The organism is Kitasatospora papulosa, from assembly GCF_000717245.1.
GTDB lineage: Bacteria > Actinomycetota > Actinomycetes > Streptomycetales > Streptomycetaceae > Streptomyces > Streptomyces papulosus.
The window spans coordinates 70177-83073 of record NZ_JNYQ01000014.1; the positions used below are offsets into that span (position 1 = coordinate 70177).

At 72.2% G+C, this 12897-nt stretch carries 17 protein-coding genes; 12 read left to right on the forward strand and 5 right to left on the reverse strand.

From position 1 onward, the window contains the following. Positions 1-5 precede the first annotated feature (5 nt). From bioB to IA22_RS0128195, 4 genes are all read left to right on the forward strand, one after another. Complete coding sequence (bioB, locus tag IA22_RS0128180; protein WP_030125217.1) at positions 6-1223, forward strand: biotin synthase BioB; 1218 nt, start codon at positions 6-8, stop codon at positions 1221-1223. After that, positions 1216-2520, forward strand: coding sequence for an adenosylmethionine--8-amino-7-oxononanoate transaminase (locus IA22_RS0128185; RefSeq protein WP_030125218.1), 1305 nt, complete (start codon positions 1216-1218; stop codon positions 2518-2520). The genes bioB and IA22_RS0128185 overlap by 8 nt, the downstream gene beginning before the upstream one ends. A 1-nt stretch (position 2521) precedes the next feature. Continuing rightward, the gene (bioD, locus tag IA22_RS0128190; RefSeq protein WP_030125219.1) at positions 2522-3211 is read left to right on the forward strand and encodes a dethiobiotin synthase; all 690 of its coding nucleotides are present in this window, start codon (positions 2522-2524) and stop codon (positions 3209-3211) included. 98 nt (positions 3212-3309) lie between these two features. Further along, positions 3310-3999: a class I SAM-dependent methyltransferase gene (locus IA22_RS0128195; RefSeq protein WP_030125220.1), complete on the forward strand. Its 690-nt coding sequence runs from the start codon at positions 3310-3312 to the stop codon at positions 3997-3999. A gap of 15 nt (positions 4000-4014) precedes the next feature. Here the strand turns inward: IA22_RS0128195 and IA22_RS0128200 are convergent, their stop codons facing one another. Together IA22_RS0128200 and IA22_RS0128205 are read right to left on the reverse strand one after the other, a co-directional pair. Beyond that, entirely contained in the window at positions 4015-4386 is a 372-nt protein-coding gene (locus IA22_RS0128200) for a hypothetical protein (protein WP_014157596.1), read from the reverse strand. Continuing rightward, entirely contained in the window at positions 4383-4610 is a 228-nt protein-coding gene (locus IA22_RS0128205) for a hypothetical protein (protein ID WP_030125221.1), read from the reverse strand. The genes IA22_RS0128200 and IA22_RS0128205 overlap by 4 nt, the downstream gene beginning before the upstream one ends. Before the next feature lie 115 nt (positions 4611-4725). Between IA22_RS0128205 and IA22_RS0128210 the strand changes: the two genes are divergently transcribed. The 4 genes from IA22_RS0128210 (at position 4726) to IA22_RS0128225 (ending at position 8706) form a co-directional block, all read left to right on the forward strand. Continuing rightward, positions 4726-5145 carry a GNAT family N-acetyltransferase gene (locus IA22_RS0128210; RefSeq protein WP_030125222.1) on the forward strand — a complete coding sequence of 140 codons (420 nt, stop codon included), beginning with the start codon at positions 4726-4728 and terminating at the stop codon, positions 5143-5145. 208 nt (positions 5146-5353) lie between these two features. Next, entirely contained in the window at positions 5354-6691 is a 1338-nt protein-coding gene (locus tag IA22_RS0128215; protein ID WP_014157593.1) for a hemolysin family protein, read from the forward strand. After that, positions 6688-7707, forward strand: coding sequence for a hemolysin family protein (locus IA22_RS0128220; protein ID WP_014157592.1), 1020 nt, complete (start codon positions 6688-6690; stop codon positions 7705-7707). The genes IA22_RS0128215 and IA22_RS0128220 overlap by 4 nt, the downstream gene beginning before the upstream one ends. A gap of 162 nt (positions 7708-7869) precedes the next feature. Continuing rightward, positions 7870-8706 (forward strand): SGNH/GDSL hydrolase family protein, encoded by an 837-nt coding sequence (locus IA22_RS0128225; RefSeq protein WP_030125223.1) that lies wholly within the window; start codon positions 7870-7872, stop codon positions 8704-8706. Positions 8707-8730: 24 nt separating this feature from the next. Here the strand turns inward: IA22_RS0128225 and IA22_RS0128230 are convergent, their stop codons facing one another. Genes IA22_RS0128230 through IA22_RS0128240 form a run of 3 tightly spaced genes read right to left on the reverse strand, consistent with a single transcriptional unit; the run spans position 8731 to position 10279 of the window. After that, positions 8731-9069, reverse strand: a complete 339-nt coding sequence (locus tag IA22_RS0128230; RefSeq protein ID WP_030125224.1) for a hypothetical protein — start codon at positions 9067-9069, stop codon at positions 8731-8733. After that, positions 9066-9692 (reverse strand): hypothetical protein, encoded by a 627-nt coding sequence (locus tag IA22_RS0128235; RefSeq protein WP_030125225.1) that lies wholly within the window; start codon positions 9690-9692, stop codon positions 9066-9068. Before IA22_RS0128235 ends, IA22_RS0128230 begins: the two co-directional genes overlap by 4 nt. Next, entirely contained in the window at positions 9689-10279 is a 591-nt protein-coding gene (locus tag IA22_RS0128240) for an RNA polymerase sigma factor (protein WP_015576210.1), read from the reverse strand. The genes IA22_RS0128235 and IA22_RS0128240 overlap by 4 nt, the downstream gene beginning before the upstream one ends. A 206-nt stretch (positions 10280-10485) precedes the next feature. Here IA22_RS0128240 and IA22_RS0128245 point away from each other — a divergent pair, with 206 nt between their 5' ends. From IA22_RS0128245 to IA22_RS0128260, 4 genes are read left to right on the forward strand one after another with little or no spacing between them, the layout of a single operon-like run. Next, entirely contained in the window at positions 10486-10989 is a 504-nt protein-coding gene (locus IA22_RS0128245) for an Asp23/Gls24 family envelope stress response protein (protein ID WP_015576211.1), read from the forward strand. Between the two features lie 47 nt (positions 10990-11036). After that, entirely contained in the window at positions 11037-11222 is a 186-nt protein-coding gene (locus tag IA22_RS0128250; RefSeq protein WP_014157586.1) for a DUF2273 domain-containing protein, read from the forward strand. 29 nt (positions 11223-11251) lie between these two features. Further along, positions 11252-12190: a DUF6286 domain-containing Asp23/Gls24 family envelope stress response protein gene (locus IA22_RS0128255; protein WP_245229610.1), complete on the forward strand. Its 939-nt coding sequence runs from the start codon at positions 11252-11254 to the stop codon at positions 12188-12190. Then, positions 12187-12774: an Asp23/Gls24 family envelope stress response protein gene (locus IA22_RS0128260; RefSeq protein ID WP_015576214.1), complete on the forward strand. Its 588-nt coding sequence runs from the start codon at positions 12187-12189 to the stop codon at positions 12772-12774. The genes IA22_RS0128255 and IA22_RS0128260 overlap by 4 nt, the downstream gene beginning before the upstream one ends. Positions 12775-12897 lie beyond the last annotated feature (123 nt).

Below are 12897 nucleotides of genomic sequence, written 5' to 3' on the forward strand. Positions count from 1 at the left end.
AGGCCATGGACCTGCTGAACACGCTGGTGGACAAGGGGCTGCGGCGCGAACTGCCGACCCGGGACGAAGCGCTCGCCGTACTGGCGACCTCCGACGACGAACTGCTCGACGTGGTGGCCGCGGCCGGAAAGGTGCGCCGCCAGTGGTTCGGCCGGCGCGTCAAACTCAACTACCTGGTGAACCTGAAGTCCGGGCTCTGCCCCGAGGACTGCTCGTACTGCTCGCAGCGCCTCGGCTCCAAGGCCGAGATCCTCAAGTACACCTGGCTCAAGCCGGACGAGGCGCGGAAGGCCGCTGCCGCGGGGGTGGCCGGCGGTGCCAAGCGGGTGTGCCTGGTGGCCAGCGGCCGGGGACCGACCGACCGCGACGTCGACCGGGTGTCGCAGACGATCGAGGCCATCAAGGAGCAGCACGAGGGCGTCGAGGTGTGCGCGTGCCTCGGTCTGCTGTCGGAGGGCCAGGCCGACCGGCTGAGGTCGGCGGGGGCCGACGCGTACAACCACAACCTCAACACCTCGGAGGGGACGTACGGGGACATCACGACCACCCACACGTACGCCGACCGGGTGGACACCGTCCAGCAGGCCCAGGCCGCCGGCCTGTCGGCGTGTTCCGGTCTGATCGCCGGGATGGGCGAGACCGACGCCGACCTGGTGGACGTCGTGTTCTCCCTGCGCGCGCTGGATCCCGACTCGGTGCCGGTGAACTTCCTGATCCCCATGGAGGGGACGCCGCTCGCGAAGGACTGGCACCTGACTCCGCAGCGGTGCCTGCGCATCCTGGCGATGGTCAGGTTCGTCTGCCCGGACGTCGAGGTACGGCTCGCGGGCGGTCGCGAGGTCCATCTGCGCTCGATGCAGCCGCTCGCCCTGAACCTGGTCAACTCCATCTTCCTCGGCGACTACTTGACCAGCGAGGGACAGTCCGGTCAGACCGATCTCGACATGATCGCGGACGCGGGCTTCGAGGTGGAGGGTGCGGACACGACGACTCTCCCCGGGCACCGCGTCCCCGCGGCCACCGGCTGCGGCTCTCACGGGGGCGACGCTCCGGATGCCCACGGGGCAGGCGGGTGCGGTTCGCACGGCGGCGGCTGCGGTCCGTGCGGTGAGGACACCGGAACGGCCTCCGTCGCGGAGCCGTCGGAGCCCCTGACGGCGCGCACCGACCTGGTGGCGGTCCGCCGTCGCGGCGCCGGGACGGACCTCGCCCCCAATGCCTGATCGGATCGACCCGGCTCGGCTCCGTGCCCTGGACCGGGCCCACGTCTGGCACCCCTACGGTCCGATGCCGGGCCGCCAGGAGCCGCTGGTCGTGGAGTCCGCGTCCGGGGTACGTCTCCGGCTCGCCGAACCCGCCCACGGCCGGACCGAATTGGTGGACGGCATGTCGTCCTGGTGGTCGGCGGTCCACGGCTACAACCATCCGGTACTCAACGAGGCCGCACGCGACCAGCTGGACCGGATGAGTCATGTGATGTTCGGCGGGCTCACGCACGAGCCCGCCGTCCGGCTGGCGACCCGTCTGGTGGAGATCACCCCGGAGCCGCTCCAGCACGTCTTCCTCGCCGATTCGGGGTCGGTCTCCGTCGAGGTCGCGGTGAAGATGTGCCTGCAGTACTGGCGTTCGGCGGGGCGGCCCGCCAAGCGCCGGCTGCTGACGTGGCGCGGCGGGTACCACGGGGACACCTGGCAGCCCATGTCGGTGTGCGACCCCGAGGGCGGGATGCACGAGCTGTGGTCGGGCTCCCTCCCCCGGCAGGTCTTCGCGGACGCCCCTCCGGACGGCTTCGACGCCGAACCCGACGAGGCGTACGCGAGGCATCTGCGCGAGCTGGTGGCCTCCCACGCCGACGAGCTGGCAGCGGTGATCGTGGAGCCCGTGGTGCAGGGCGCGGGTGGTATGCGATTCCACTCCCCCGCGTATCTGCGGGTGCTCCGCGAGGCGTGCGACGAGCACGACGTGCTGCTGGTGTTCGACGAGATCGCGACGGGGTTCGGCCGGACCGGGCAGTTGTTCGCGGCCGGGCACGCCGGGGTGTCACCGGACGTCATGTGTGTCGGGAAGGCACTGACCGGCGGATATCTGACACTGGCGGCGACGCTTTGCACCTCGCGGGTGGCGGAGGGCATCTCGAGCGGCGACGTGCCGGTCCTGGCGCACGGACCGACGTTCATGGGCAACCCGCTCGCCTCGGCGGTCGCCTGCGCGTCCGTGGACCTGCTGCTGGGCCAGGACTGGGAGCTGGAGGTGAAGCGGATCGGCGCCGGACTGCGACGGGGACTGGCGGAGGCCGCCGGGGTACCGGGCGTACGCGATGTCCGGGTGCTGGGTGCCATCGGGGTCGTACAGCTCGATCACGAGGTGGACCTGGCGGCCGCCACGCGGGCCGCGGTGCGCGAGGGCGTCTGGCTGCGGCCGTTCCGTGACCTCGTGTACACGATGCCGCCCTATGTGACCGGCGACGACGACGTGGCAAGGATCTGCCGGGCCGTGTGCGCCGCGGCGAAGGAGGGCTGAGATGACGATCCTCGTGGTGACCGGTACGGGCACCGAGATCGGCAAGACGATCGTGACCGCGGCGGTGGCGGCGGCGTACCGGGACCTCCGGGTCGCGGTGCTCAAGCCGGCCCAGACGGGGCTCGCCCCGGGCGAACCGGGGGATGCGGCCGAGGTGGCGCGCCTCGCGGGCCCGCATGTCACGGCGGTCGAACTGGCGCGCTTCCCGGAGCCGTTGGCGCCCGGGACGGCGGCACGCCGCGCCGGCCTCGCACCCGTACGCCCCTACGAGATCGCCGAGGCAGCCCAGAAGTTGGGGACGGAGCACGACCTCGTACTGGTCGAGGGTGCGGGCGGACTGCTCGTGCGCTTCGACGAGGAGGGGGCCACACTCGCGGACGCCGCACGGCTGATGGAGGCCCCCGTACTGGTGGTGGCGCCCGCGGGCCTCGGAACCCTCAACGCCACCGCGCTGACGACGGAGGCCCTGCGGACACGGGGACTCTCCTGTCCCGGAGTCGTGGTGGGGAGCATGCCGGCCGATCCGGACCTGGCCTCACGGTGCAACATCGACGACCTTCCGGTCTCGGCGGGCGCCCCTCTACTGGGCGTGGTGCCGGCCGGCGCCGGGTCGCTGGAACCGGCCGACTTCCGGTCGCGGGCGAGGAGTTGGCTGGCACCCGGGCTGGGCGGCGACCGTCCCGCCGGCTGAGCGGCCGTACGGGCCCGCGCCGCGGGGGATCGTCGGGCCCGTACAGGGGGAGAATCGAAGGAGAGCCGTATTCACGCGCCCTCCGAGGAGGCCCGATCATGCGACGGCGCAGCACACCCGTCCCCCGGGACGCTGTCCACCACCCGGTCTTCGCCCGTTTCTACGCCCGGCTGAGCGTGACCGCCGATCTCAGGGGAGGGCTGGCGGGCCGTCGCGACGAACTCCTCGCCGGCCTGTCGGGCCGTGTCATCGAGATCGGCGCGGGTAACGGCCTCAATTTCGCCCACTACCCGGGGGCCGTCTCGGAGGTGGTGGCGATCGAGCCCGAGCGCGGTCTGCGACAGATGGCGGCCGGTGCGGCGATGCGTGCTGAGGTGCCGGTCGACGTGGTGCCGGGGATCGCCGAGGCGCTGCCGGTGAAGAGCGAGGCGTTCGACGCGGCGGTGGCCTCGCTGGTCCTGTGCACCGTGCGGGATCTGCCGCGAGCGCTCTCGGAGATCAAGCGTGTGCTGAGGCCGGGCGGTGAGCTGCGCTTCTTCGAGCACACCCTGGCACCCGAGGGGAAGCTGGCGAGGGTCCAGCGGGCGGCGGACCGCACCCTCTGGCCGCTGCTCTTCGGGGGCTGTCACACGGCGCGGGACACGGTCGCGGCCATCGAGGCGGCCGGCTTCGAGCTGGGGACGTACCGCCGGTTCCGGGTACCGGAGAAGGGCGTGCGGCTGCCGAGCTCCCCGTGCGTGATCGGTGTGGCCCGCCGGTCCGCCGTGGTGGACCGTGCGACCGGGTAGGGCTGAGGAGCCCGGTCACAGGCTCCAGCGACGCAGCTCGTCGGCGATGGCCCTGACGTCGGCCTTGCCCTCCTTCACCAGCCGGGCCAGATCGCGGACCTGTTCGGGGGAGGTGATGACCTTCAGGCCGGACGCGACGAGATAGCCGTAGGCGACGGCGGAGGCGAACATCGCGTTGGAGTGCTCGAGCGCGGGCACGTGGAGGAGCAGTTGGAGAAGGGCGGCCGCCCGGGAGTGCGGATCGCTGTAGACGGGGCTGCCGAAGATCTCCGCCTCGTGCCGGCTGACCGCGGCGACGAGCGCACCCCAGTCGACGACCTGTGGATCACCGGGCGTCTTGTGCTCGGCGACCATGAGCAGCCAGGAAAGGTCGATCTGCAGATTCAACGGGTGCCTTCGCGCTCCGGGCCGAACTCCTCGGCGAACACCGACTCGTACTGCTTCATGAAGTCGGCCGCGGCCTCGACGAAGGTGTGTCCCACCTCGCCGGCATCCCGTTTGACGAGTTCCTCTATGTAGCGGTTCACACTCATCCCCCGCTGGAGGGCACGCTGCCGCGCTGCCTCGGCGGTGGCCTCGTCCACGCGAACGTTCAGCTGAGTCTTGGGCACGCCATCACGCTAGCGCCTGTGCGCTAGCACCCGCAAGGGGAACGGAGGCCGCACGCCGGAGGCCGGGACGGGAAAGCGGTCGCTTCCCGCCCGAGCCCTCTGGTTGGCTCGCACCATGACCGATCTTGACATCCGTTGCGCCGGCCACCCGGACATCGCCGCCGTCCTGCGCTTCTGGCGCACGGCGGCCGAGGGCACCAGCATCACCGACGACGAGGCCGGAGTGGCCCGGCTGATCACACGGGACCCCGGGGCCCTGATCCTCGCGGAGCGCGACGGCAGGATGGCCGGAACCGTCATAGCGGGCTTCGACGGGTGGCGATGCTCCGTGTACCGGCTGGCCGTGCACCCCGACTGCCGCCGGCAGGGGATCGCCACCGCGCTGACGGACGCCGCGGAGCGCCGTTTCGTGGCCCTGGGCGGACGACGGATCGACGCCATGGTGCTGGAGGCCAACGAGCGGGCGCATCACACATGGGGCTCGGCTGGCTACCATCGCGAGGACCACTGGCGGCGATGGGTCAAGCCTCTCTGAACCCGGCCAGGACCGCCGGAGGTCTGCGCACAGCAGCAATCCGTACGCCGGACAGTGCTTTTTGCCGATCCTTTACGATGGATCCTCGACCGTCCGACCCTTTCGAAAGGTGTGAGCGTCCGCCCATGGGCGAGCCCCCCAGTAGTCGACACCGCCGACATCGCGCGATCCTCCCGCCCCTGCCCGACCATGGGACGGAGGTGAACCGATGACCGAAGTGCTCCTGCTCCTCGTGGCGCTGTTGCTCTCCCTCGCCTGCGGAGCGTTCGTGGCGGCCGAGTTCTCCCTGACCACGGTGGAGCGTGCCGATCTCGAGGAATCCGTGGAGCGCGGTGACCGCGGCGCCGCGGGAGCGCTCAAGGCCGTACGCAGCCTCACCTACCAGCTCTCCGGCGCGCAGCTCGGCATCACCGTCACCAACCTGATCGTGGGCATGCTCTCCGAGCCGTCCATCTCCAAGCTCATCCGGGGACCGGTGGAGGCGACCGGGCTGTCGCCCGGGGTGTCCTCCTCCCTGGCTCTCGTCATCGGTACCGCGCTGTCCACCGTGGTCCTGATGGTGGTCGGTGAGCTCGTCCCGAAGAACTGGGCGATCTCCTCCCCCCTGGCCGTGGCCCGGGCCGTCGCCGCACCGCAGCGTGCGTTCACGGCGGTCTTCCGGCCGTTCATCAGCCACCTCAACAACACGGCGAACCGGATCGTGCGGCGTTTCGGCCTGGAGCCCGCGGAGGAGCTGGCCTCGGCCCGCAGCCCGCAGGAACTGGTGGCGCTGGCGCGCCACTCCGCCAAGGAGGGCGCGCTCGAGGCGGACACCGCCGAGCTCTTCGTACGCACCCTCAACCTGTCCGAACTCACCGCGGAGAACGTGATGACGCCCCGCGTCCAGGTCACCGCCCTCGAGGTGCAGGCGACCGCCGAGGACGTGGCGAACGCCACCCGGGCCACCGGCCTCTCCAGGTTCCCCGTCTACCGCGGCAGCCTGGACACCGTCGTGGGCGTGGCGCACATCAAGGACGTGCTGGCCGTCCCCGCGGAGCAGCGGCCCCGCAAGCGGGTGTCCGACATGCTGCGCGAACCGCTGCTCGTGCCGGAGACCCTCACCGTGGACCGTCTGCTCGACCGCCTCTCCGGAAAGCTGGCCATGGCCGTCGTCATCGACGAGTACGGCGGCACGGCGGGCGTCGTGACGCTGGAGGACATCGTGGAGGAAGTCGTCGGGGAGGTGCGGGACGAGCACGACCCGCACGAGACCCCCGACCTGGCGGCCGCGGGCGAGGACGCGGACGGGCGCACCCTGTGGTCCGCCGACGGCGCCGCCCGCACCGACCAGCTCCGCACCATCGGGCTGCGTGTGCCGGACGGCCCGTACGAGACACTGGCCGGGCTGATCGCCACGGAGGTCGGCCGCATTCCGGTGGTCGGCGACACCGTGGAGCTCACGGGCTGGCGGATCGACGTGGTGGACGCGTCCGGGCACCGCGCCGCGCGTGCTCTGCTGCACGCGCCGCTGCCCGGTGACGACGAGCCGGCGGAGGACGCGCGATGACCGCCGTACAGCTCTTCATCGGCCTTCTGACCCTGGTGGTCAACGCCTTCTTCGTCGGCGCGGAGTTCGCGCTGATCTCCGTACGCCGCAGCCAGATCGAACCCGCGGCCGAGGCCGGGGACCGGCGGGCCCGCAGTGTCATCTGGGGTCTCGAGCACGTGTCGGCGCTCCTCGCGGCGGCACAGCTGGGCATCACGCTCTGCACCCTGGTGCTGGGCATCGTCGCCGAACCCGCCATCGCCCATCTGCTGGAGCCCGTCTTCGACGCGGTCGGGGTACCGCACGGGCTGGTGCACCCGATCTCGTTCGTCATCGCCCTGACCGTGGCGACGTACCTGCACATGCTGCTCGGTGAGATGGTGCCGAAGAACATCGCACTCGCCGAGCCCGCCCGCACCGCGCTGCTGCTCGGCCCTCCCCTGGTGACCCTCGCCAGGGCGCTGAAGCCGGTGATCTTCGCGATCAACGCCTTCGCGAACACACTGCTGAAGCTGTTGCGGGTGGAGGCCAAGGACGAGGTCTCGGCGACCTTCTCCGACGACGAACTGGCGCGTCTCGTCAAGGACGCCGAGGACTCGGGTCTCGTCGACGACCGTTCGGCGGACCGTCTGCGCCACGCGCTGGAACTGGGACGGCGCCCGGTCCGGGACGTGCTCATCCCGGTCGACCGGGTGCTGTACACCAGGGTCGGCACGACCCCCGAGGAGCTGGAACGGCTCTCCCACGAGTCGGGCTTCTCGCGCTTCCCGGTGATGGACAGCGAGCAGCGCATCATCGGCTACCTGCACGTGAAGGACGCCCTCGACGCCACACCGCGGGACGTCCCGTTCCCGGTGACGGCACTGAGGCCGATCGCCCGGGTGCGTGCGGCGACTCCGCTGGACGATGTGCTGACCGCGCTGCGGCGCAGCCGGACGCATCTGGCGGCCGTGCTCGACGAGGACGGCCGGCTGGCCGGCATGATCACGATGGAGGACGTGCTGCGCGAGCTGGTGGGCAGGCACCAGGCCCGCTGACGTGGGCGTCCTGTGACGCCGCGAGGAGGGGAGGGGCGTGGCTTCGGCCACGCCCCTCCCCGCGTCCGGCCGGCCTCCGGCTGCGGGCGCCCCCTCGGTCCTCCCACGGTCCCTTCCACGGTCCCGGCCGTGCACCGCCGTCGCGGTACGATCGGCATCGCCATGGAAATGAATGCCTCCTACACCAGTCTCGTCGCGGTCGGCGACTCGTTCACCGAGGGCATGTCGGACCTGCTGCCCGACGGTTCCTACCGCGGCTGGGCCGACGTCCTCGCCTCCCGCCTCGCGGCCCGCACACCCGGATTCCGGTACGCCAACCTCGCCGTCCGGGGCAAGCTCATCGGTCAGATCGTGGACGAGCAGGTCGCGGTCGCCGCGTCACTGCGGCCGGATGTGATCACACTCGTCGGCGGGCTCAACGACACCCTGCGGCCGAAGTGCGACATGGGCATGGTCCGCGGCCGGCTGGAGGAGGCGGTGGAGCGCCTCGCGCCGTCGTGCAAGACCTTGGTGCTGATGCGCAGCCCCGGACGGAACGGTCCGGTGATGGAACGCTTCCGCCCCCGGATGGAGGAACTGTTCTCGCTCGTCGGCGATCTGGCCGACCGCCACGGCGCCGTGGTGGCCGATCTCTACGGCGCACCGTCGCTGGGCGATCCCCGCATGTGGGACGTCGACCGGCTCCACCTGACAGCCGAGGGGCACCGCAGGGTCGCCGAAGCGGTCTGGCAGGCGCTGGGGCTGCCGGCGGAGAGCGACTGGCGGATTCCGATGCCCGCGTCCGTGCCCGTCCGGTGGGCGCAGCGGCGGATCGATGACGTCCGGTTCGCCCGGCAGCATCTGATGCCCTGGATCGGGCGGCGCCTGACCGGACGCTCGTCCGGCGACGGCCGGGCCGGCGCCCAGTTCGACGCGGGACTCGGGAAGGCGTTCTGGATCACCCCCGAGGACGGGGCGGTTCCCGGCCCGGTGGCGGGCTGGCGCCGGGTCGACGGCTGACCGGCGCTCCTCACGGGGGGCCGCTCACAGCAGGCCCGTCACCGTCACGGTGATGCGGGCCGGTGCGGTCGTCTCCGGGAACATCCTTCTCAGGCATTCGGCGACGGCCGCGCGCGTCCCTCTGGCGACGTCGACGGCCCGTGCCTCGCCCAGCACCACGATGTGCACATCGACGTCCCACGTGCCTTCTCCTCCCCCGCCGCTCCGGCTCATCCGCAGCCCGGAGGCGCGCGTCGCGCCGGCCCGTCCCGTACCGGCCAGCGCGGAGCGCACCTGTTGCGCCACTCCCGGTTTGAGGAAGGCGACGCCCTCCACGCCCAGGACCGCCCGGGCCACCTCGTCGATGTGCGCCGTACCGTTCACCGGTCCGTCCCCTCCCCGGGTTCGTCCGCCGCGTCGAGCAGGTCGGTGATCCGGATGTCGATGCCGTTCAGAACCATGCCCAGGGTGCCGTCGACCGCTGTCAGAACGCTGCGGCGGACCTGTTCCGCGAGGTCCTGCAAGGGTGCCGAGGCGGGCGCGTGGATCTCGAGTCGTACGTCGATCAGTGGTGCTTCCCGGCCGGGAAGGCGTTCGAGAGTGATCCTGCACGAGCCGGCGCGAACGCCCCGGACGGTCTCGGCTGCCGCGCGGACCGTCCTGGCCGCCGCCGATTCCATGATCCACAGGTCCTCGTCCGGTTCACCCAGGGGCAGCGGGCGTCCGGGCCGCAGTTCCAGGCGGACGACGTCCATGATCCTGTGGGTCAGTGCGCGGGCGTCGTAGGCCTCGGCCGTGGACGACTGCTCGCGCAGCCGGCGTACCGAGGTCTCCAGGACCGCGAGTTCGTCGACCGCTCGGCGGCAGTGGAGGCAGCCCTCCAGGTGCGGGTCGTGCTTCTCCTGCTCCCGGAGGTCCCAGACCTCGGCCAGCGAACGGCCGCAGGGCAGCAGTTCGTCATCGCCGTCCGGCTGCGACGGGCGGGGAGGGTCGGTGCGGGCAGTCATCGCCAGGCCCCCAGTTGTTGTGTGAGAGATCGTCGTGCGCGGAAGACCCGGGCGCGGACAGCCTCCTGGCTGATCCCGACGGCCTGCGCGATGAACTCGTAGGACTGACCGTCCAGTTCTCTGAGCACCCAGCAGGCACGCTGCTCGGCCGACAGCGCGGTCAGCGCCGTCTGGAGTTCGTCGACCGCGGCGTGCGACTCCGCGATCCGTGCCGGTGAGACGGTGTGCTCCGGGGCCGCCACCTGGTCTGCCGCGTCCAGGTGGTCGACGGGTCTGCGGGCCCGCAGCACGTTCAGGCAGCGGTTGGTCACGATGCGGTACACCCAGGTACGGAACGTCGACTGCCGCTGGAATTCGGGCAGCTTGCGCCAGGCGCTGATGAGGGCGTCCTGCACGGCGTCCTCCGCCTCCGGCACGTTGCCGAGCATACGGGCGGCCATGCGCACCAGCGTGGGCGCGTGGAGGCGCACGAGGACGGCGAAGGCCTCCTCGTCCCCCTCGGCCGCCCGCACGACCAGCAACGTGTCGTCGGTGTCGCTCCGGTCCTCACCGACCGCTGATGCGGCCTGTTCGGGGGCCAGCGGCACGGGTGACTCCTCTCGTTCGCTCACATCGGGTTGGACACGCGGCCACGCCCCCTGTGACGCGGCCCGACACGGCTTTGTCCGGCGCGCCCTGCTGGCGGCGGCCGTGGCACCCGTGGAAGAAGTTTCCGGGGCCGGCGTCACGGATCGCGTCCGGGCGGTTCTACCTGGGTGAGATCAGTCCGCACAACGTACAAGGAGGACCTTCCATGACCACGCAGACGGCCACGGTCGCCAAGAGCGCTTCCGTCCCGCAGAGCACGAAGGGCGAACAGGGCACGACGGCGCTCACGGGAGGAGCGACCGGCGCGCACGAGCCCGCCGCCACCCGGGGCCGGACGTCCATCGCGGACGTCGTGGTCGTGAAGATCGCCGGCAGCGCGGCCAGGGAGATCCCGGGCGTGCACGACATGGGCGGCGGGCTCTCGCGCACGCTCGGGGCCGTTCGGGACCGGGTGCCGGGAGGCCGCCCCAACGTGGGCCGAGGTGTCAAGGTCGAGGTCGGCGAACGGCAGACCGCCATCGACGTCGATCTGGTCGTGGAGTACGGGGTGGCGATCGCGGACCTGGCCCGTGACGTCCGGGAGAACGTCATCGCGGCCGTGGAACGCGTCACCGGACTGGAGGTCGTCGAGGTGAACGTGACGGTGAACGACGTGCACCTGCCGGACGAGGACGGCGACGCCGCCTCGGCCGATTCCAGGGTGGAGTGACCGGGAAGCCGGGACCGGGGACGGGGAGTGATCGGAGAGGTGGAGAGATGAGCAGGCCGGTGGTCGGGATGGGGGCCGGTATGGCCCTGGCGTTCGCCGCGCACTTCGGAGGTTTCGGCGCGTTCCTCCTCGTCGCCGCCCTGGGAGCGGTGGGGGCCTTCGTCGGTCACCGGCTCGACGGTGGCGGCGTGCCCGACGCTCTCAGGGACGTGTTCGAGCGGAACCGCCGATGATCACACCGTCGCAGCGAGGTACCACCACAGTGTCGGAGAAGGCCGTCCGGAGGATCGCCGGGCGTGCCGCCGCGGAGGCCCTGCCCGGCAGGGCCGTCACGGCCACGGGCGTCACGGCGGCCGTCCGGGGGCAGCGGGCGGAGGTGTCGTTGGATCTCGCCCTGCCCTACCCCGCGTCCGTGGCCGACTCCGTGGGACTCGTCCAGGAGCACGTCGCCGCACGCACCCGGCAGCTGAGCGGGCTCGACGTCCCGCGGGCGGAGGTGAGCGTCCGTGCGCTGCGCGCGGACGCCCCCCTCCTGCGTGCGGGGCCGCCCGCAGGAGGGGATGCCCGGCCGGCCGCCCGCCGGTGGTGGTCGTCCCGGCGTCTTCCCGTAGCCGTCCTCACCGGTGCCGCTGCCCTGGTCTGCGGGACCCTCACCCTCGACGTGGCACGGGTGCGTCTGCTGGGCCTCCCGCCTGCCCGGTGGCGCGGCGGTGCCGTGGACTGGCTGTCCACGCACGGGGCCGGTGACCTGCCCGTCGTCCTGGGCGGTGCGGGTGCCGCCCTGGCGGGCCTGGTGCTGGTCGTGCTGGCGGTCACACCCGGGCAGCGCCGCCTTCTGCCGCTCTCGCCGCCCGTGGACCAGCCGGTCTTCGCCCTCGACCGATCAGCGGTCTCCGCACTGGTCGAGGAGGCGGTGTCGGACGTCGCGGGCATCGGCCGTGCGAGAGTCCGGGTGGGGCGCCGGCGCGTCCTGGTCCGCGCCCGTCTGTCGTTCGGCGACCGGGAGGCCGCGCGCGTCGGCGTAGAGGCTGCGGCCCGCCTCGCCGTCGGCGGATGCGCGCTGCCCCGCGCCCCGCGTCTCCGCGTCAGGCTCCAGACCGACCAGGCCTGGCGGCAGTCACCGGCCGCGGACCCCGCACCGGTGCCGCAGCCGGCCGAGAAGGCGCCCGTGGCGCCCCCGACGCAAGGACGACAGACATGAGAGGACCCTCACGACAGGCCGTCGACCGCGTCACGCTGGGCGCCCTCGGCCTCGTACTCGTGCCGGCCGGCGCGCTGGTCGTGGGCACGGAGCCGTCCCTCGCCGGCCGGCTGCCCTCCTGGTGGCCCGACGGATTGCCGGGCAGCGTGCTGGTGAGCCCGGAAGGACTCACGGATCTGCGCGGGGCGGCGTGGTGGGCCCCCTCGGTCATCGCGCTCGGCACGGTCCTGACGGCGTTGTCCGGGCTGTGGTTCATCAGCCTGTGCGGACGCGGTGTGCGGTCCGGCCGCGTACGGCTGCCCGGACCCGGCGGGGATCTCCGCCTCCGGGCCCTCCGCGACGTGCTGACCCGGCGGACGGTCTCCGTGGAGGGCGTGGAGCGGTGCCGGGTCCACCTCCGGGTGAAGGGCCGCCACCTGCACGTTCGTACGCGCGTGTGGATCCACCCGCACACCGCCCCCGCCACGGTCCAGGCCCCGCTGTCCGCCGTGCTCACCGAGGCCAGGGAGTCCCTGCTCCCCTACGCCGTGACCGGCGGGACGCGTATCAGCACCCTCGGCCACCGGCGCTCACGCACGCGCTAGCGGGACGACGGTCCGTGTCGGCGCACCGGGAGGGGATGTCCGTTGCCTCGCTTCCTCCCGTCGCAGGGGCGGCCCCTCCTGCACGCCGCCGCCCCGCTCGGCCGTCGGGAGGGGACGGAAAGG

Coding starts and splice junctions, on each gene's coding strand:
- bioB (WP_030125217.1), top strand. CDS start 6: ATGGACCTGCTGAACACGCTGGTGGACAAGGGGCTGCGGCGCGAACTG.
- IA22_RS0128185 (WP_030125218.1), top strand. CDS start 1,216: ATGCCTGATCGGATCGACCCGGCTCGGCTCCGTGCCCTGGACCGGGCC.
- bioD (WP_030125219.1), top strand. CDS start 2,522: ATGACGATCCTCGTGGTGACCGGTACGGGCACCGAGATCGGCAAGACG.
- IA22_RS0128195 (WP_030125220.1), top strand. CDS start 3,310: ATGCGACGGCGCAGCACACCCGTCCCCCGGGACGCTGTCCACCACCCG.
- IA22_RS0128210 (WP_030125222.1), top strand. CDS start 4,726: ATGACCGATCTTGACATCCGTTGCGCCGGCCACCCGGACATCGCCGCC.
- IA22_RS0128215 (WP_014157593.1), top strand. CDS start 5,354: ATGACCGAAGTGCTCCTGCTCCTCGTGGCGCTGTTGCTCTCCCTCGCC.
- IA22_RS0128220 (WP_014157592.1), top strand. CDS start 6,688: ATGACCGCCGTACAGCTCTTCATCGGCCTTCTGACCCTGGTGGTCAAC.
- IA22_RS0128225 (WP_030125223.1), top strand. CDS start 7,870: ATGGAAATGAATGCCTCCTACACCAGTCTCGTCGCGGTCGGCGACTCG.
- IA22_RS0128235 (WP_030125225.1), bottom strand. CDS start 9,692: ATGACTGCCCGCACCGACCCTCCCCGCCCGTCGCAGCCGGACGGCGAT.
- IA22_RS0128245 (WP_015576211.1), top strand. CDS start 10,486: ATGACCACGCAGACGGCCACGGTCGCCAAGAGCGCTTCCGTCCCGCAG.
- IA22_RS0128250 (WP_014157586.1), top strand. CDS start 11,037: ATGAGCAGGCCGGTGGTCGGGATGGGGGCCGGTATGGCCCTGGCGTTC.
- IA22_RS0128260 (WP_015576214.1), top strand. CDS start 12,187: ATGAGAGGACCCTCACGACAGGCCGTCGACCGCGTCACGCTGGGCGCC.